We start from the raw sequence: 16,652 nt of genomic DNA on the forward strand, positions 1-16,652 counted from the left end.
AGACTAGCTGTCTCATAATCTCCATAGAAAGGAGGTGATCCAGCCGCACCTTCCGATACGGCTACCTTGTTACGACTTCACCCCAATCATCTGTCCCACCTTCGGCGGCTGGCTCCCAAAAGGGTTACCCCACCGACTTCGGGTGTTACAAACTCTCGTGGTGTGACGGGCGGTGTGTACAAGGCCCGGGAACGTATTCACCGCGGCATGCTGATCCGCGATTACTAGCAATTCCAGCTTCATGTAGGCGAGTTGCAGCCTACAATCCGAACTGAGAGTGGCTTTTTGGGATTGGCTTGGCCTCGCGGCTTCGCAACCCTTTGTACCACCCATTGTAGCACGTGTGTAGCCCAGGTCATAAGGGGCATGATGATTTGACGTCATCCCCACCTTCCTCCGGTTTGTCACCGGCAGTCACCTTAGAGTGCCCAACTGAATGCTGGCAACTAAGGTCAAGGGTTGCGCTCGTTGCGGGACTTAACCCAACATCTCACGACACGAGCTGACGACAACCATGCACCACCTGTCACTCTGTCCCCCGAAGGGGAAAGCTCTATCTCTAGAGTGGTCAGAGGATGTCAAGACCTGGTAAGGTTCTTCGCGTTGCTTCGAATTAAACCACATGCTCCACTGCTTGTGCGGGCCCCCGTCAATTCCTTTGAGTTTCAACCTTGCGGTCGTACTCCCCAGGCGGAGTGCTTAATGTGTTAACTTCAGCACTGAGGGTGGAACCCCCCAACACCTAGCACTCATCGTTTACGGCGTGGACTACCAGGGTATCTAATCCTGTTTGCTCCCCACGCTTTCGCGCCTCAGCGTCAGTTACAGGCCAAAAAGCCGCCTTCGCCACTGGTGTTCCTCCACATCTCTACGCATTTCACCGCTACACGTGGAATTCCACTTTTCTCTCCTGCACTCAAGTCTCCCAGTTTCCAATGACCCTCCACGGTTGAGCCGTGGGCTTTCACATCAGACTTAAGAGACCGCCTGCGCGCGCTTTACGCCCAATAATTCCGGATAACGCTTGCCACCTACGTATTACCGCGGCTGCTGGCACGTAGTTAGCCGTGGCTTTCTGGTTAGGTACCGTCAAGGTACGAGCAGTTACTCTCGTACTTGTTCTTCTCTAACAACAGAGCTTTACGACCCGAAGGCCTTCATCGCTCACGCGGCGTTGCTCGGTCAGGCTTTCGCCCATTGCCGAAGATTCCCTACTGCTGCCTCCCGTAGGAGTCTGGGCCGTGTCTCAGTCCCAGTGTGGCCGATCACCCTCTCAGGTCGGCTACGCATCGTCGCCTTGGTGAGCCGTTACCTCACCAACTAGCTAATGCGCCGCGGGCTCATCTGTAAGTGTCAGCCGAAACCGACTTTCAAAAAAGAAACATGCGTTTCTTCTTATTATCCGGTATTAGCCCCGGTTTCCCGGAGTTATCCCCGTCTTACAGGCAGATTACCCACGTGTTACTCACCCGTCCGCCGCTAAATCAGAGGAGCAAGCTCCTCATCATTCGCTCGACTTGCATGTATTAGGCACGCCGCCAGCGTTCATCCTGAGCCAGGATCAAACTCTCCATAAAAGTGTTTGTCTTGCTCGATTTTAAAACTGACGGAATTAATTTAATTCCTTACCTATTTCTTTTGTTCAGTTTTCAAAGAACTTGTTTTTTTAATGCCGCTCGTTTTGGCGACTTTTATAAGATACCACCGTCGGCTAGTTGATGTCAACAGCTTTTTTCAGTGAATCTTTTTTTGTTCAATCGCACCTTGTAAAAGCGACAAGAAATAATATACCACCATATTTATATAATGGTCAACACTTTTTCTGAAAAAATTAAAAAACATCTGTTTTTCTCATATATCTTCTGCAATCTGCCGGTTTCGCGAACCTGCAGAACAAACGATATAGGACTTGATATCTTTCTTCGAGCACGAGTTTAACGATATGATCAAGTTTTTGATCCTCTAGATCATACCGTATTTCTTCCATCTCTTTTTTTAATACATATTCAAATTCGTTTAGTTCCAGATGGTTTAACATCATCCCTACCAAGACACAACACCCCGCTCTTATTCCTTTTATCATTGTTGCCAGGAAAAGAGTTCGTTATTATTTTCAGCTTTGAAAATTTTTCTGCATATCTTGTCCGGAAATTCATAAATATTTTGTAAGGAATAATGGACAAGGGGGATATGTTTTTATGAAATTTTTTTATGTTATTAACGGCAAGAAACTTAAACAATACATGGTCGTTGTATTTGCAGCATTCTTTGCTGCCTCCCTCGCCTTTGTAGGACAGCAGCAGTTATCCGTTTTTTCATCAAAAGATGGACCGCGTGCGATCTATAAAGGAGAAGATAAGGGAAATAAAGTGGCTTTGACGTTTGACATTAGCTGGGGTGATAAACGGGTTACTCCAATATTGGATGTACTCAAAAAGAATGGCATAAAAAACTGTACATTCTTCTTATCCGCAGCATGGGCGGAACGTCACCCTGAAATTGTAGAACGAATTGTAAAAGATGGTCATGAAGTGGCGAGTCTGGGCTATCAATATAAAAGCTATACAGAATGGGAAGATAAGCAGATTAAACGTGATATTCTTCTAGCTCAAGAAAAAATCAAAAAGGTTTCTGGAAAGACCACTTCTCTTCTTCGTCCGCCTAACGGAAATTTTGATGATCGCGTTTTAAACATTTCTGAGGACCTGCATCATACAGTTGTGCACTGGAGCATTGATACGAAAGACTGGAAAAACCCTGGTGTAAATAAAATCGTGGAAACTGCTACAGACGGAACAAAAGCTGGAGATATTATTTTGTTACATGCATCCGATTCTGTTAAACAAACTCATTTAGCTCTGCCGCATATTATTGAAAAATTAAAAACGGATGGATTTAAACTTGTAAGTGTCAGTGAAATGATTGCAAACACAGCAGCAAATACGAAGGAAGTTAATTAAAACAAGGAAAAACGGCCGATCTTCTTCATTTGGAGATCGGTCTTTTCTTGATTTCTGATCATTTTGTATACGATAACCCTTTAAGAGCCTGCTTAAGGACATGACCCCAATTAGATAATGTATATGGATTTCGTTAATTAAGTCAATTGAAAGAGGATTAAGTTTCTTGAGAACGAGATAAAGTCTGATATTCGAAAATTAAGTCTAACTCATCTAAATTAAGTCTCATAAAAAACAATTAAGTCTTTCTACAAATTTCGACAACCTGACCGCGAAAAAATATGAATAATCGATCTCAGTCCATCTTTTATGTTCATTCAGATGCAAAGTACAACGAGCTAGTTGCAACTTCTCCAACTTAAGCACCTGCACACTCTGTGCGGAATGCGACAAGTAACCGATGAAGCAAACAAAATGAGATTTGCCGCTTGTCAATGAACTTAAAAAAAGCCCTCGCACGTTAAGAAGCGAGAGGCTTTTTTTGATTAGATTGCAGCAATCTGTGCAGCATCAATATTTGATACGTATTACATAAGATCAAAGGAATAAATGCCATCCATAAAGATAACGTATTGTTCTCTTTTAAAACCGGCACCCACTCCAGAACCGTAACTACTGTGATAAAGAACAGTGTTGGAATAAATGCGACATTGTTCGTTTGTTTTACTTTTAAGAAAGCAACAATCATGCCATATGCTAAAAGAAGCAGTGGAATGGCAATATAATTGAGAATACTTTCCCCTTCTTTATGAAAAGAAGAATATCTTAAATAAAACAAATCAAACAATACGACTGCTATTAATAAAAGTTGCACACCATTCCAAAGACCGTGGCTTTTAAAGATCCCCAAACCAAAACGATGAACGGTTAAATACGCGAAAAAGCCCATTTGACTAAAAACACTGAATAGAGCTCCAAAACCGATTAACCCAAGGATATATAAGAAAAAGTCTAAAAAGCTGCCGCCTTCTGGCAATTTTAAGAAAAGACCTACTACAATGGCACCAATAATACCAATGATGAGTGTAGTAAAGAATAAAAAGAGCCAACTTTTGATTTTCACGTGTTTTCCCCCTCATACATGCTCCGTAAACGATTGTACCAATGTCCTTTTTAAATTGCCAGTTTTCCTTTAAATAACCAGTATAAATAAGTCCAAAACACCAATCCTAACAGTAACGAACCCAATGAAAGGAGGAGGAATCGTTGAAAAAACTTTATATGTTCTTTTTTTGCATCATTCTAGCCGGCAGTCTTACTGGCTGTGCTCAAAATACAGCACAAGGCAGTTCCCAGATGGATTACCAAACACAAAAGAAAATGCTCGTTGACTTGCTGAAAACAGATGAAGGAAAAAAAGCCATCAAAGAAGTATTATCCGATAAAGAAATTCAGCAAGAAATGTTAGTTGATCAAGAAGTAATTAAACAGACGATTGAAAAGCAGCTTCTTTCTGAAAAAGGAGAAAAGTTTTGGCAAAAGCAGTTTAAAGACCCTAAGTTTTCAGCAGCATTTGCTAAAAGTATGCGGAAAGAACATGAAAAACTGATGAAAGAACTAATAAAAGATCCTCAATATCAAGCTGAGGTTATGAAGATCATGCAAAATCCTCAAATGGCTCAAAAATTGTTATCGCTTGTTGATACACAGCCTGTAAGGAAAGAAATGAAAAAAGTAATGCTTGAAACATTCAACAGCCCAATCGTTCAAGCTCAAATACAAGAAATGCTTAAAAAAGTGGCACATGATGAAATTGATCAGTCCATTTCAAAAAAGGAAAAAGAAGCTTCTGCTAAGAAAAGCGAACAAAGTACACAATAAAAGCCTCCCTATAAAGAGAGGCCTTTTCTTATTTTGTCTTTTCAATAACTGATTTAGCGATGTTAATATAATGCTCACCAATTGGGTGTGTTCGTTCATAAACACTCGGTGCGAAGTCTTCTTCGTCCACTTTAGGCTGACCTAGAGGAATCTGGCCAAGCAATGGAACTTTTAATTCTTCCGCTAAACGCATCCCGCCATCTTTACCGAATACATATTCTTTTTCCCCTGTTGTTTCACTTTGGAAATAAGACATGTTCTCTACGATACCGAGTACTTGATGGTTCGTCTTAATTGCCATTGTACCCGCTCGCGCTGCAACAAATGCTGCAGTTGCATGCGGTGTAGTAACAATGATTTCTTTACAGCTCGGAAGCATCTTATGAACATCTAATGCAACATCACCAGTTCCAGGAGGCAGATCTAGAAGCACATAATCTAAGTCGCCCCACTCGACTTCGCTGAAGAAGTTCATTAGCATCTTTCCTAGCATCGGTCCGCGCCAAATGACAGGGGCATTATCTTCCACGAAAAATGCCATCGAAATCACTTTTACCCCAAATCGTTCAACAGGAAAAATGCGATCGCCTTTAACTTTCGGGCGTTCTTGAATTCCCATCATATCAGGAACACTGAACCCGTAAATATCAGCGTCAATCAGTCCTACCTTCTTGCCTAAACGAGCAAGAGCTACCGCCAAGTTAACAGAGACAGTAGATTTCCCTACTCCGCCTTTTCCACTCGCGATCGCAATAAACTCGGTCTTGCTGTTTCCTGAAAGAAGTGAAGGAGTTCCTGGCTGCTGCGGTGTTTCTTGTTGTTCGCCTGTTTGAATATCTTCTCTTTTCTCAAAACGAAGACCGACTGATTCTACTCCTGCATTTTTTAGTACTTGTACAATTTGCTGCTGCAGCTGCATTTGTTCAGGTGTACCTGTATGAGCAAGGGCTAGTTTTAATCCGACATATCCTTCTTTGATCTTTATTTCTCTAATGCTTCCGGAGTCCACAACACTTTTATGTAAATAAGGATCTATAATAGAACCTAGTAGCTCAATGACTTTTTCTTCTGTAAGCACTTAGACACATCCTTTACCTGTAAAATTCCTTTTCAGTATAGCATATGAACATCCTTTTTCGCATGTAAGCGGTTTTAAAGAAGTAGTTTGATTTCCGTTCCGGGGAGTTTCTTTTAAAGAACACAATCATTTAATAAACTGCCAAAAGAAAAACTCCTCATTCAGGAGGAGTTTCATTTGTATAATATCTGAGCATTCCTTGATAAATAGAAGCTGCTACTTTCCTTTGATACGATTTTGTTTTTAGCAATTCGCGCTCACTAGGATTTGATAAGAAGCCGACTTCAACTAATGCACCGGGTATTTCAGCTGTCCTCAGTAAATATAGCCCTTCAATCGACTTTGCCAGACGGTTTGTGTTTTCAAGATTTCTTTTTATTTCATCTTGGATAAATTTAGATACCCCTTCCCCTTCTTCTCTTCCAGGGTGGTAAAAAACTTGCGCCCCTCTCCATCTGGAGGATGGCAGTGAATTTAAATGAATACTGATAAATAAGTCCGCATCATTATTGTTTATGATTTTTTTGCGTGCTTTCAAGTCTTCATACTTGCGATGTCTTAATTTTTTCGTACCTTTTTCAGCTAAGTCCTTATCTGATTCTCGTGTCATAATTACGAATGCTCCAGCTTCCTGTAAATAATCACGAAGCATCATGGAGATATTCAATGCAATTTCTTTTTCAAGTACTTCACCGTCACCAACGGCGCCTCCATCAGCACCCCCATGACCTGGATCGATTACGATGATTTTTCCGGATAACGGCAGGTTCCAAGATCGCCAAGAATCATTATCTAAAAAATGATAGGTGAAAATAAAAATCAGTACTGCACACCCTAGCGCAAGTGATGCCCACTTCACCCATTTCTTCATGTTTTTGTCCCCCTATACAAGCCATATATCACTATGTATATGGGACAAGAAGAAATTTATAACTTAATGAAGTTTCATTCTGTAGCGTTTTTCACCATTTCGATAGCCTTCCATCCACCAAACATGGATATAAGCTTCACAGCAAAGATGAAGTGATTCCATCATCATCTCAGTTCCCCAGCACCAAAATTGCCAATATTCAAATAAGCCGTCGGCAAGTGCTTTTTGTTTATCATATGAACGGTCTTTAATTTTTTCCAATGTCTCTCCGTGATAAGCAAATCGGCTATAACCCGCTCCAAGCAGATAAGCGTCAATCGCCATATCAATACAAGCATCCTCGATATCATTTTGGTAAAGCAATGAGTATTCAAAGAACGGTTGAAATAACCGTTGGAATTCTTTTTTTATGTTAGGCAATGATAAGTCCCGTAGAACTTTTCGTTCAAAATTTTCTTTTTTAAAACGTTGTTTTTCTCTGAAATTGTTTAAAACGATAGCCACGACTTTCTCCCCTTCTTGCGTGTTGGTAACGCATTTTTATTCCATACGTTTATGTTCTGCAGATAACGGCTTATCGACACTGCATAAAAGATGGTAAGGGAAAAGATGGCACAAAAAAACCCGCTCTCCAAATGGAGAACAGGTTTTTGAAAGATTAACGTTTTGAGAACTGAGGTGCACGACGAGCGCCTTTAAGTCCGTACTTCTTACGCTCTTTCATACGAGCGTCACGAGTAAGGAATCCAGCTGCTTTAAGTGATCCGCGGTACTCAGGATCTGCTTCAAGAAGCGCACGAGAAATCCCGTGACGGATAGCTCCCGCTTGTCCAGTGTATCCACCACCGTGAACAGTTACTAATACGTCATATTTGCCGTTAGTTTCTGTTGTGTTAAGTGGTTGCTTAACGATAAGCTTTAATGTTTCTAATCCGAAAAATTCGTCTATGTCACGTCCGTTGATAACGATACGGCCTTCACCAGGAACTAATCGTACACGTGCAACGGAGTGCTTACGACGTCCAGTGCCATAATATTGTACTTGTGCCACGTAAATACCCTCCTTTAATTAACCGCGTAATTCGTAGTTCTCAGGTTTTTGTGCTTGGTTATTGTGCTCAGCTCCAGCATAAACGTGAAGCTTTTTGAACATTTGGCGACCAAGGCTGTTCTTAGGAAGCATACCTTTGATTGCTAGCTCAAGCATTTGGACCGGACGAGTTGTACGCATTTCTAATGCAGTTCTCGTACGAAGTCCACCTGGGTGACCCGTGTGGCGGTAATAAATTTTGTCTGTTAATTTCTTACCTGTTAATTCGATCTTTTCCGCGTTGATGATGATCACGTGATCACCAGTGTCAACGTGTGGTGTATAAATAGGCTTATGCTTACCGCGAAGGATAGAAGCAACTTCACTAGAAAGACGTCCTAGAGTCTTGCCTTCAGCGTCGATCACAAACCATTTACGTTCTACTTCAGAAGCTTTCGCCATGAAAGTCGTACGCATGTGTTTTCCCTCCTGTATCTTCAATCAAATTCAATTATATTCAATGTGAACATTTCCCAAAATATCTCCGGGGCATGTGGACGATATCTTTAGAAATACCAAATAATATCTTATAATATATAAACAACGATGTCAAGTGTATCCTAATATTTATTCGGTTTTCTACTCGTAATTCACTTGATGCAAATAAAGGCCATGAGCAGGTGCTGTTTTGCTTGCAAATGCTCTATCTTTGCGCTGAATGATTGTTGTTATATCTTCTGGTCTTTTTCTTCCTTGTCCCACATCCAGCAGAGTACCTACAATGATTCTCACCATGTTGTATAAAAAGCCGCTTCCTTTAATTATAAAGGTCAGGTCATCACCATCTTCAATCAATGATAATTCATAGATCGTTCTCACTTTATCCGTTACATGTGTTTTTACAGATGAAAACGAAGTGAAATCATGAGTACCTAAAAATTGTTCGCATCCCATTCTAATATCATCCCTATTTAATCGATATGGAAAATAAAAGGCGTGATTTCTTCTAAAGATATCTGGCTGATGACCTGTAAGCAGCTTGTAATGATATTCTTTGCTTACGGATGAAAAACGGGCATGAAACGTCTCGTCTACTTCCTCAACGTCTCTCACTTGAATATCCTTTGGAAGCATGGCATTTAAACCTCTTTGCCATCCAGAAGCAGGTATATCCATATCTGTATCAAAATGAATAACTTGTCCAATGGCATGTACTCCTGCATCAGTTCTGCCTGAAGCTGAAGTTGGGACAAATTCTCCTTTGTGTATCTTTTTTAGTACCGCTTGAACGGAGCCTTGCACCGTTCTTCCGATAGGCTGTATCTGGTAGCCGGCAAAGTCTGTACCGTCATATGCTACCGTTACTTTCATACGAGCCATTTCCATTCTCCTTTTTAACTGCGTAATAAAATGAGGAAGGTTGTCAAAAGGGCTAGCAGCAATAAAGCAATTGTATCCCTTTTATTCCATTCGAGCGCTCTCAGCCTTGTTCTTCCTTCACCCCCGCGATAACCGCGCGCTTCCATTGCAAGCGCCAGTTCTTCTGCACGTTTAAAGGAAGATACAAACAAAGGAACAAGCAATGGAACGAACGCTTTCGCTCTTTCTTTTAGTGAACCTGTTGTGAAATCGGCTCCCCTTGCCATCTGTGCCTTCATGATTTTCTCAGTTTCCTGCAGCAGTGTAGGAATGAAACGAAGTGAAATCGACATCATCAAAGCAAATTCATGAACAGGAAGTTTCCACTTTTTTAATGGACCAAGTAAATTCTCGAGACCATCTGTTATATCAATTGGCGTTGTTGTCAGCGTTAACAGTGATGTCATCATTACGAGCAATAAAAGCCTCATCGCAATAAAAACACCTTGCTTAATTCCGCCTGAATAGATTTCAAGCCATCCAGTCTTGTATAACAAATCGCCTTCTTTTGTTAAAAAAATATGCAGCAGCATCGTAAAAACGACCAGAATCAAAATCGGCTTCAGCCCTTTATACAGGAATCGCATAGGGACTTTAGAAGCCGTTATCGTAAAGATCGTAAAAACAGCCAGCAATCCATAAGTCAGCCAGTTATTCGCCAAAAAAACGATGAACAGGTACACAAAAGCTGCGGTCAGTTTCGAACGGGAATCCATCTTGTGCAGAGGGGATTCCGCAGGGTAATATTGACCGATAATAATGTTTTGCAGCATTTCAATTCCCCCTCTTCTTCAGGGTTTCACTTATGCGCTTAGCCAGTTCCTCGATTGTAAACTCATTTAGAGAGAGGTTTTGACCTGATAATTCATTCCATTTCACTAAAAATTGAACTGTTTCCGGTACATCCAGACCGACTCTTTGCAGTGCTTCTCTCTGGCTGAAGATTTCACTAGGATTGCCATGCAGGTAAAGTTCACCTTTGTGCATAACAGCAATTTCATCAGCGTATTTGGACGCATCTTCCATACTGTGTGTTACGAGAACCGTCGTTAATTTGTTTGTTTGATGGAGCCGGTAAAACAACTCCATAATTTCCACGCGGCCAGCTGGATCCAATCCTGCAGTAGGTTCATCAAGAATTAAGACTTCAGGATTCATAGCTAATACACCAGCAATTGCTACTCTCCGCATTTGTCCTCCGCTGAGGTCGAATGGTGATTTACTTAATACCGTTTGCGGCAATCCCACCATTTCGATAACATTTGATGCTGTGTTTTTCGCTTCCGCTTCTGAAACGCCGAAATTCCGCGGTCCGAACATGATATCCTTTTCCACCGTCTCTTCGAACAGCTGATGTTCCGGATATTGAAAAACAATACCGGCTTTCCTTCTAAGAGGTTTTAAGTTTTGCTTTTTTCCGCCTGCCTTAATTAACGTCTCACCTAATTGGACAGAACCTGATGATGGTTTCAAAAGGCCGTTCAGATGCTGGATCAATGTAGATTTACCAGAACCGGTATGTCCGATCAGGGCGAAGAACGTACCGTCAGCTATATGGAGTGTAACATCTTGAAGAGCACGTCTTTCAAACGGTGTTCCTTGCATATATAGATGCTGAAGTTGTTTTATGCTAATTTCCATATTGCATTCACCAGCTCTTCCTGCGTCAAATAACTTTTATCCAGTTCTACACCTTCTTGGAGAAGAGCTTCACTTAACTTTAGTGAAAACGGTAAATCCAGACCGGCTGACACTAATAATTTTCTTTGCTGAAAAATATCTTCAGGCTTACCTTCAGCTGCTTTTTCACCCATTTTCATTACGACTACTCTGTCTGCACTTAACGCTTCCTCTAAATCATGAGTAATAGAGATAACGGTAATTCCTTCTTTTTCATTCAGTTCCCGAACGGTTTGCATCACTTCTATTCTTCCTATTGGATCCAGCATAGATGTAGCTTCATCCAGAATGATGACAGAAGGTTTTTGCGCCAATATACCCGCTATAGCAACCCTTTGCTTCTGACCACCGGATAACTGGTGAGGTTCCTGATTTAAAAAAGCTTCCATTCCGACTCTATGCACACTCTCATCAATACGCTTAATCATCTCTTCACGCGGAACACCAAAATTCTCAAGTCCGAATGCGATATCATCTTGAACGCTTGTCCCAACGAACTGGTTATCAGGATTTTGAAAAACCATTCCTACTTGTCTGCGGACTTCCCATATATCATCGTAGCTCATTGTTGAGTACTTGCCTGAAACGATAACGGCCCCTTCATTGGGCAATAACAACCCGTTGAGTAGTTTAGCCAGCGTAGACTTGCCGGAACCATTATGCCCAACAATTGAAAGCCATTCTCCTTGATTAACATCCAAACTGACATTTTTCAGTGTGGTATTCTCTTCTCCTGGATATAAAAAGGTCACATCTTTAACTGAAATGATGTTTTCCATGTAACATCCTCCTCTTAGCTGCTGCTCTAGCTATTCTCTGCTAGTTTGTTATAAAAGCTCATACGTTTAGCGTTGATTTTTCAATTGAAGAATGGAAATCCACTCCCTTTCCGCGGACGAACAGCCAAGCCTCCTCGCTCGTTCCTCTCTGCGGGGTCTCGGCAGCCCGTTTTTCCGCAGGAGTGTCGCAGATTTCCTTTACAATTAACAATGATGTATTGCAGAGCTTTTATAAAGGCTTTTTTCTAAAGGATTGTTGTTTCGAATCGTTTTTAACCCTTCGTTGACAAGTTGATTGGAGCGCAAGGTGCGAGACTCCTCGAAAATGAACTTCACATTTTCTTCGTGCGATGTAAAGCTGCCGAAGCGTTCCTTGTCCTACGGGATCTTCCACAGAGGCTCACCGCACGCCCCGCGGAAAGCGAGCATCCTGGAGAGGAAATCAACTACTACGAAATAACAACAATGAATAATCTCTAATATAAATTCTTCAAATAAAAAAGGGCAAGATTGTCATTGAAGACTTGATCCCGCCCTTTAATCGGTTTATTAAACTAATTCAATGATAACCATTGGTGCACCATCACCACGGCGAGGGCCGATTTTTGCGATGCGAGTGTAACCACCGTTACGCTCTGCATAGCGAGGTGCAAGATCACTGAAAAGCTTTTGAAGAGATCTTTGTCCAGACTCAACGTCAGCAACTTCATTACGAAGGAATGATGCTGCTTGACGGCGAGCATGAAGGTCTCCACGCTTACCAAGCGTAATCATTTTTTCAGCAAATTTACGTACTTCTTTTGCACGTGCTTCTGTAGTTTCAATACGCTCGTTGATAATTAAATCAGTAGCTAAATCACGAAGCATTGCTTTACGAACCGCAGATACACGACCTAACTTTTGGTATCCCATGCTTGTATTCCCTCCTCTGCGCGTTTCTCTCTAGTCTTGAAAAAGCGCGTTTTACGAATTAATCGTCAGCGCGTAATGAAAGACCTAGCTCGTCAAGTTTCTCTTGAACTTCTTCAAGAGACTTCTTTCCAAGGTTGCGTACTTTCATCATGTCCTCTTCAGACTTATTCGCAAGTTCTTGAACTGTATTTATTCCAGCACGCTTTAGGCAGTTATAAGAACGAACAGAAAGATCAAGCTCTTCAATAGTCATTTCAAGAACTTTTTCTTTTTGGTCTTCTTCTTTTTCTACCATAATCTCAGCGTTCTGAGCTTGATCTGTTAAGCCAACAAAAATATTTAAATGTTCGCTAATGATCTTCGCACCAAGAGAAACTGCTTCCTCTGGACGAATGCTCCCATCTGTCCATACATCAAGCGTTAGCTTGTCATAGTTTGTTACTTGTCCTACACGAGTGTTTTCAACTTGATAATTCACACGTGAAATTGGCGTGTAAATTGAATCAACAGGAATAACACCAATAGGCATATCATCGCGTTTATTGCCTTCTGCCTGAACATAACCACGACCACGTTTTGCGAAAAGCTTCATTTGGAAATGAGCACCTTTTGCTAGTGTTGCGATGTGAAGATCCGGGTTAAGGATTTCAACATCACTGTCATGTGTAATGTCTCCAGCTGTTACGACACCATCACCTTGAATATCAATTTCAAGTGTCTTTTCTTCATCAGAGTAAATCTTCATTGCAAGCTTTTTCAAGTTTAAGATAATAGTAGTAACATCTTCAACTACACCTTCAACTGTTGAGAACTCATGCAATACGCCATTAATCTGAATAGATGTAACTGCTGCACCAGGTAGTGAGGACAACAAGATACGACGCAAGGAGTTGCCTAGTGTAGTCCCGTATCCACGTTCAAGTGGTTCAACAACAAACTTTCCGTATGTGGCATCGTCGCTGATTTCAACCGTCTCAATTCTTGGCTTTTCGATTTCGATCATTCAACTGAACCCTCCTTCAAACGTCGAATTTCGGCTGGATCATTCCAGCCGAAATTCCCCATAGGCATTCCGACTTATCTTACCAAAACTATTTCTACATAACCATTATAGACAAGTTATGGAATTATATACCGTGTATATGATTATACGCGACGACGTTTTGGCGGACGGCAACCGTTGTGTGGTACAGGAGTAACATCACGAATAGCTGTTACTTCTAAGCCTACCGCTTGAAGGGCACGGATTGCTGCTTCACGTCCAGCTCCAGGTCCTTTAACGGATACTTCCAACGTCTTCATACCATTTTCCATCGCTGTTTTACCAGCTGTTTCAGCAGCCATTTGTGCTGCGAATGGAGTAGACTTACGAGATCCTTTAAATCCCATGTGACCAGCAGTCGCCCAAGAAATTGCGTTCCCGTGCGTGTCTGTAATTGTTACGATCGTGTTATTAAATGTTGAACGGATATGTGCTACGCCGACTTCAATATTCTTTTTGACACGACGCTTACGTGTATTAGTCTTACGTGCTTTTGCCATTTAGAGTTTACCTCCTTTTCTTACTTTTTCTTATTCGCTACTGTACGACGAGGTCCTTTACGAGTACGAGAGTTGTTCTTCGTGTTTTGACCACGTACTGGTAATCCACGACGATGACGAACACCACGATATGCTCCGATCTCGATTAGACGCTTAATGTTAAGAGACACTTCACGACGAAGGTCACCTTCAACTTTGTGTCCATCGATGACTTCGCGGATCTTGTTTAATTCTTCTTCAGTTAAATCGCGAACGCGAGTTTCCTCTGAAACACCAGCTTCAGCAAGAATTTGCTGTGCTTTTGTTTTCCCGATTCCGAAGATATAAGTTAAAGAGATTACTACTCGCTTATCGCGAGGAATATCTACACCTGCAACACGTGCCATAATTGCACCTCCCTGTAATTAACCTTGTTTTTGTTTATGTTTCGGATTTTCACAGATCACCATTACAGTGCCTCTGCGGCGAATCACTTTACATTTTTCACATATTGGTTTGACTGATGGTCTTACCTTCATTTTTTTAACCTCCTTATGTCGCGGAGTATATAGATTTATTTAAAACGATACGTTATACGACCACGTGATAAATCATACGGAGACAATTCTACGGTTACTTTATCTCCTGGCAGAATTCGAATGTAGTGCATACGAATCTTTCCAGAAACGTGCGCTAGAACTTTGTGTCCGTTTTCTAGTTCAACACGAAACATGGCGTTCGGTAAAGGCTCGATAACCGTACCTTCTACCTCGATAACATCATCTTTAGCCATCGACTTGATCTCCCTTCTTCAGAGCAATGACTTTCTCGTCGGAAAACTTCGCTACTGCATAACGTAATTTGCCGTTGGTAACACGACCTGTTTCAAGAATGTTTTTTACAACTTCCGGAGAAATAAAATCAAGCAGCTCTAAGTGGTTCAGGTTCTTACGTTTGGCGCGATCGTATTTACGCTTGTCGCCATCCGCAACTAGAACAAAACGTTCATCTAGAATACCGACTATAACACCTAACCGATCTGCGTCTCTTCCTTTAAGTATCCGAACCATTTGTCCTAAGTTCGGTACCGAATCAGATTCGCTCACCATTTCATCACCTTCACTTAGATCTTTGTTAAGATTTCAAAGCCTTCCTCCGTAATGACAACCGTATGTTCAAAGTGAGCACACCATTTGCCATCCGTTGTGACAACCGTCCAGTTATCGGATAATGTTCGAACATAGCGAGTTCCCGCGTTAATCATTGGTTCTATTGCTAAAACCATACCCTTTTTCAAAACCGGCCCTTTTCCGGGCGGTCCGTAATGAGGAATTTGCGGGTCCTCATGTAAGTCCTGGCCTATTCCGTGTCCTACATACTCACGGACAACTGAAAATCCTTCTCCCTCAGCATACTTTTGTATTTCATGAGAAATATCGGTTAATCGGGCACCGGCCTTTGCTTTTTCAAGTCCTTTATACAAAGACTCTTCGGTTACATCCAGAAGTTTTTGAGATTCATCAGATATCTCTCCAACTCCGTACGTCCAAGCGGAATCACCGTGGTAACCGTTGTACTTCGCCCCAATATCTATAGAGATAATGTCGCCATGGTTTAGTACGCGTTTACCTGGTATTCCATGTACAAGCTCTTCATTCACAGAAGCACAGATGCTCCCGCTAAAACCATTATAGTTTTTAAATGAAGGAATTGCACCATGGCTGCGGATAAACTTATCAGCAATTTTGTCCAGTTCCTTTGTTGTTATGCCAGGTTTTATGTGTTTTTTTAACTCTTGATGAGTTAAGGCAACGATGCGACCTGCTTCCCGCATAAGTTCAATCTCGCGCGGCGTTTTGCAGATAATCATTTCGCCAATCCCCCAATAAGTTGGTCAATGTCTTGAAAGACTTTGTCGATATCCTGATCACCAATAATGTTTTTCAGGTAACCTTTATCACCATAAAAATCAAGCAATGGTTTTGCCTGCTTCATGTTCACATCCAAACGGTTTCGAACGGTCTCTTCATTATCATCTTGACGTTGGATAAGCGTACCGCCGTCTTTATCACATACTCCTTCAACCTTTGGCGGGTTGAATATTACATGATACGTGCTTCCGCATGTTTGGCAAATCCGACGACCTGTTAAGCGCTGCATAAGTTTATCCGAATCCACTGAAATGTTTAGTACATAGTCAATTTTTCGGCCTAGCTCATTTGTGATCTCTTCCAGTGCTTCCGCTTGGGCTACTGTCCGTGGGAAACCATCTAGTAAAAATCCTTTTTCACAGTCAGCTTTAGAAAGTCGGTCACGTACGATACCGATTGTAACTTCGTCTGGAACGAGGTTACCCGCATCCATGTACGATTTTGCCTCAAGTCCTAGAGGAGTTTCCTCTTTAATTGCAGCCCGGAACATATCTCCGGTAGAAATATGCGGAATTCCGTATTTCTCAACAATTCTTTCTGCTTGAGTACCCTTACCTGCGCCGGGTAAACCCATTAAGACTAGATACATCTAATCCCTCCATAAATCACAATCATCTTTTTTTAAATAGATGGCCGGGAAGAATGATCTT

The 16,652-nt window shown here is 41.7% G+C and carries 22 protein-coding genes and 1 rRNA gene; 2 read left to right on the forward strand and 21 right to left on the reverse strand.

The genetic code is table 11. From position 1 onward, the window contains the following. Positions 1–27: 27 nt before the first annotated feature. Both RGB74_RS19135 and RGB74_RS19140 read right to left on the reverse strand, forming a co-directional pair. Positions 28–1,577 (reverse strand): 16S ribosomal RNA (locus RGB74_RS19135). Positions 1,578–1,831: 254 nt separating this feature from the next. Beyond that, positions 1,832–2,041 carry a hypothetical protein gene (locus RGB74_RS19140; RefSeq protein ID WP_310762930.1) on the reverse strand — a complete coding sequence of 70 codons (210 nt, stop codon included), beginning with the start codon at positions 2,039–2,041 and terminating at the stop codon, positions 1,832–1,834. A gap of 157 nt (positions 2,042–2,198) precedes the next feature. Between RGB74_RS19140 and pdaB the strand changes: the two genes are divergently transcribed. After that, positions 2,199–2,960: a polysaccharide deacetylase family sporulation protein PdaB gene (gene pdaB, locus RGB74_RS19145; RefSeq protein WP_310760831.1), complete on the forward strand. Its 762-nt coding sequence runs from the start codon at positions 2,199–2,201 to the stop codon at positions 2,958–2,960. Between the two features lie 460 nt (positions 2,961–3,420). On the opposite strand, the gene RGB74_RS19150 is transcribed toward pdaB, so the two are convergent. Further along, complete coding sequence (locus tag RGB74_RS19150) at positions 3,421–4,023, reverse strand: KinB-signaling pathway activation protein (protein WP_310760832.1); 603 nt, start codon at positions 4,021–4,023, stop codon at positions 3,421–3,423. A gap of 143 nt (positions 4,024–4,166) precedes the next feature. Between RGB74_RS19150 and gerD the strand changes: the two genes are divergently transcribed. Beyond that, positions 4,167–4,781 carry a spore germination lipoprotein GerD gene (gene gerD, locus RGB74_RS19155; protein WP_310760833.1) on the forward strand — a complete coding sequence of 205 codons (615 nt, stop codon included), beginning with the start codon at positions 4,167–4,169 and terminating at the stop codon, positions 4,779–4,781. A gap of 28 nt (positions 4,782–4,809) precedes the next feature. Here the strand turns inward: gerD and RGB74_RS19160 are convergent, their stop codons facing one another. The 18 genes from RGB74_RS19160 to RGB74_RS19245 all read right to left on the reverse strand — a co-directional run bounded on the left by RGB74_RS19160 (position 4,810) and on the right by RGB74_RS19245 (position 16,591). Then, positions 4,810–5,859 carry an Mrp/NBP35 family ATP-binding protein gene (locus RGB74_RS19160; RefSeq protein WP_310760834.1) on the reverse strand — a complete coding sequence of 350 codons (1,050 nt, stop codon included), beginning with the start codon at positions 5,857–5,859 and terminating at the stop codon, positions 4,810–4,812. A 157-nt stretch (positions 5,860–6,016) separates the two neighbouring features. Then, entirely contained in the window at positions 6,017–6,730 is a 714-nt protein-coding gene (gene cwlD, locus RGB74_RS19165) for an N-acetylmuramoyl-L-alanine amidase CwlD (RefSeq protein WP_310760835.1), read from the reverse strand. A 63-nt stretch (positions 6,731–6,793) separates the two neighbouring features. After that, positions 6,794–7,234 carry a DUF2521 family protein gene (locus RGB74_RS19170; protein WP_310760836.1) on the reverse strand — a complete coding sequence of 147 codons (441 nt, stop codon included), beginning with the start codon at positions 7,232–7,234 and terminating at the stop codon, positions 6,794–6,796. Positions 7,235–7,388: 154 nt separating this feature from the next. Continuing rightward, positions 7,389–7,781: a 30S ribosomal protein S9 gene (gene rpsI / locus RGB74_RS19175; RefSeq protein WP_310262238.1), complete on the reverse strand. Its 393-nt coding sequence runs from the start codon at positions 7,779–7,781 to the stop codon at positions 7,389–7,391. 18 nt (positions 7,782–7,799) lie between these two features. Continuing rightward, positions 7,800–8,237: a 50S ribosomal protein L13 gene (gene rplM, locus RGB74_RS19180; RefSeq protein ID WP_066237860.1), complete on the reverse strand. Its 438-nt coding sequence runs from the start codon at positions 8,235–8,237 to the stop codon at positions 7,800–7,802. Positions 8,238–8,399: 162 nt separating this feature from the next. Next, positions 8,400–9,140 (reverse strand): tRNA pseudouridine(38-40) synthase TruA, encoded by a 741-nt coding sequence (truA, locus tag RGB74_RS19185; RefSeq protein ID WP_310760837.1) that lies wholly within the window; start codon positions 9,138–9,140, stop codon positions 8,400–8,402. 14 nt (positions 9,141–9,154) lie between these two features. Beyond that, positions 9,155–9,952, reverse strand: a complete 798-nt coding sequence (locus RGB74_RS19190; protein WP_310760838.1) for an energy-coupling factor transporter transmembrane component T family protein — start codon at positions 9,950–9,952, stop codon at positions 9,155–9,157. 1 nt (position 9,953) lies between these two features. Continuing rightward, positions 9,954–10,820 carry an energy-coupling factor ABC transporter ATP-binding protein gene (locus RGB74_RS19195; protein ID WP_310760839.1) on the reverse strand — a complete coding sequence of 289 codons (867 nt, stop codon included), beginning with the start codon at positions 10,818–10,820 and terminating at the stop codon, positions 9,954–9,956. Continuing rightward, on the reverse strand, positions 10,805–11,638 hold the full coding sequence (locus tag RGB74_RS19200; protein WP_310760840.1) for an energy-coupling factor ABC transporter ATP-binding protein: 834 nt from the start codon (positions 11,636–11,638) through the stop codon (positions 10,805–10,807). Before RGB74_RS19200 ends, RGB74_RS19195 begins: the two co-directional genes overlap by 16 nt. 549 nt (positions 11,639–12,187) lie before the next feature. Further along, positions 12,188–12,550, reverse strand: a complete 363-nt coding sequence (gene rplQ, locus RGB74_RS19205; protein WP_310760841.1) for a 50S ribosomal protein L17 — start codon at positions 12,548–12,550, stop codon at positions 12,188–12,190. 58 nt (positions 12,551–12,608) lie between these two features. Further along, positions 12,609–13,553, reverse strand: a complete 945-nt coding sequence (locus RGB74_RS19210) for a DNA-directed RNA polymerase subunit alpha (RefSeq protein WP_310760842.1) — start codon at positions 13,551–13,553, stop codon at positions 12,609–12,611. Between the two features lie 143 nt (positions 13,554–13,696). Continuing rightward, positions 13,697–14,092, reverse strand: coding sequence for a 30S ribosomal protein S11 (gene rpsK / locus RGB74_RS19215; RefSeq protein WP_310262260.1), 396 nt, complete (start codon positions 14,090–14,092; stop codon positions 13,697–13,699). A 20-nt stretch (positions 14,093–14,112) separates the two neighbouring features. Continuing rightward, positions 14,113–14,478, reverse strand: coding sequence for a 30S ribosomal protein S13 (gene rpsM, locus RGB74_RS19220; protein ID WP_310262262.1), 366 nt, complete (start codon positions 14,476–14,478; stop codon positions 14,113–14,115). 18 nt (positions 14,479–14,496) lie between these two features. Beyond that, positions 14,497–14,610, reverse strand: coding sequence for a 50S ribosomal protein L36 (rpmJ, locus tag RGB74_RS19225; protein ID WP_007203526.1), 114 nt, complete (start codon positions 14,608–14,610; stop codon positions 14,497–14,499). A gap of 35 nt (positions 14,611–14,645) precedes the next feature. Continuing rightward, complete coding sequence (gene infA / locus RGB74_RS19230) at positions 14,646–14,864, reverse strand: translation initiation factor IF-1 (RefSeq protein WP_066237890.1); 219 nt, start codon at positions 14,862–14,864, stop codon at positions 14,646–14,648. Beyond that, positions 14,857–15,177 carry a KOW motif-containing protein gene (locus tag RGB74_RS19235; RefSeq protein ID WP_310760843.1) on the reverse strand — a complete coding sequence of 107 codons (321 nt, stop codon included), beginning with the start codon at positions 15,175–15,177 and terminating at the stop codon, positions 14,857–14,859. Before RGB74_RS19235 ends, infA begins: the two co-directional genes overlap by 8 nt. A gap of 17 nt (positions 15,178–15,194) precedes the next feature. After that, complete coding sequence (map, locus tag RGB74_RS19240; protein ID WP_310760844.1) at positions 15,195–15,941, reverse strand: type I methionyl aminopeptidase; 747 nt, start codon at positions 15,939–15,941, stop codon at positions 15,195–15,197. Then, positions 15,938–16,591, reverse strand: coding sequence for an adenylate kinase (locus RGB74_RS19245; RefSeq protein WP_310760845.1), 654 nt, complete (start codon positions 16,589–16,591; stop codon positions 15,938–15,940). Before RGB74_RS19245 ends, map begins: the two co-directional genes overlap by 4 nt. Positions 16,592–16,652 lie beyond the last annotated feature (61 nt).

It is taken from the genome of Bacillus sp. NEB1478, assembly GCF_031582965.1.
GTDB lineage: Bacteria > Bacillota > Bacilli > Bacillales > Fictibacillaceae > Fictibacillus.

Bases quoted from the DNA above. Each gene is read 5' to 3' on its own strand.
- rplQ (WP_310760841.1), bottom strand. From the start codon at position 12,550: ATGGGATACCAAAAGTTAGGTCGTGTATCTGCGGTTCGTAAAGCAATG.
- map (WP_310760844.1), bottom strand. From the start codon at position 15,941: ATGATTATCTGCAAAACGCCGCGCGAGATTGAACTTATGCGGGAAGCA.
- rpmJ (WP_007203526.1), bottom strand. From the start codon at position 14,610: ATGAAGGTAAGACCATCAGTCAAACCAATATGTGAAAAATGTAAAGTG.
- RGB74_RS19245 (WP_310760845.1), bottom strand. From the start codon at position 16,591: ATGTATCTAGTCTTAATGGGTTTACCCGGCGCAGGTAAGGGTACTCAA.
- cwlD (WP_310760835.1), bottom strand. From the start codon at position 6,730: ATGAAGAAATGGGTGAAGTGGGCATCACTTGCGCTAGGGTGTGCAGTA.
- RGB74_RS19140 (WP_310762930.1), bottom strand. From the start codon at position 2,041: ATGATGTTAAACCATCTGGAACTAAACGAATTTGAATATGTATTAAAA.
- pdaB (WP_310760831.1), top strand. From the start codon at position 2,199: ATGAAATTTTTTTATGTTATTAACGGCAAGAAACTTAAACAATACATG.
- RGB74_RS19190 (WP_310760838.1), bottom strand. From the start codon at position 9,952: ATGCTGCAAAACATTATTATCGGTCAATATTACCCTGCGGAATCCCCT.
- infA (WP_066237890.1), bottom strand. From the start codon at position 14,864: ATGGCTAAAGATGATGTTATCGAGGTAGAAGGTACGGTTATCGAGCCT.
- rplM (WP_066237860.1), bottom strand. From the start codon at position 8,237: ATGCGTACGACTTTCATGGCGAAAGCTTCTGAAGTAGAACGTAAATGG.
- RGB74_RS19195 (WP_310760839.1), bottom strand. From the start codon at position 10,820: ATGGAAATTAGCATAAAACAACTTCAGCATCTATATATGCAAGGAACA.
- rpsM (WP_310262262.1), bottom strand. From the start codon at position 14,478: ATGGCACGTGTTGCAGGTGTAGATATTCCTCGCGATAAGCGAGTAGTA.
- RGB74_RS19210 (WP_310760842.1), bottom strand. From the start codon at position 13,553: ATGATCGAAATCGAAAAGCCAAGAATTGAGACGGTTGAAATCAGCGAC.
- RGB74_RS19200 (WP_310760840.1), bottom strand. From the start codon at position 11,638: ATGGAAAACATCATTTCAGTTAAAGATGTGACCTTTTTATATCCAGGA.
- truA (WP_310760837.1), bottom strand. From the start codon at position 9,140: ATGGCTCGTATGAAAGTAACGGTAGCATATGACGGTACAGACTTTGCC.
- rpsK (WP_310262260.1), bottom strand. From the start codon at position 14,092: ATGGCAAAAGCACGTAAGACTAATACACGTAAGCGTCGTGTCAAAAAG.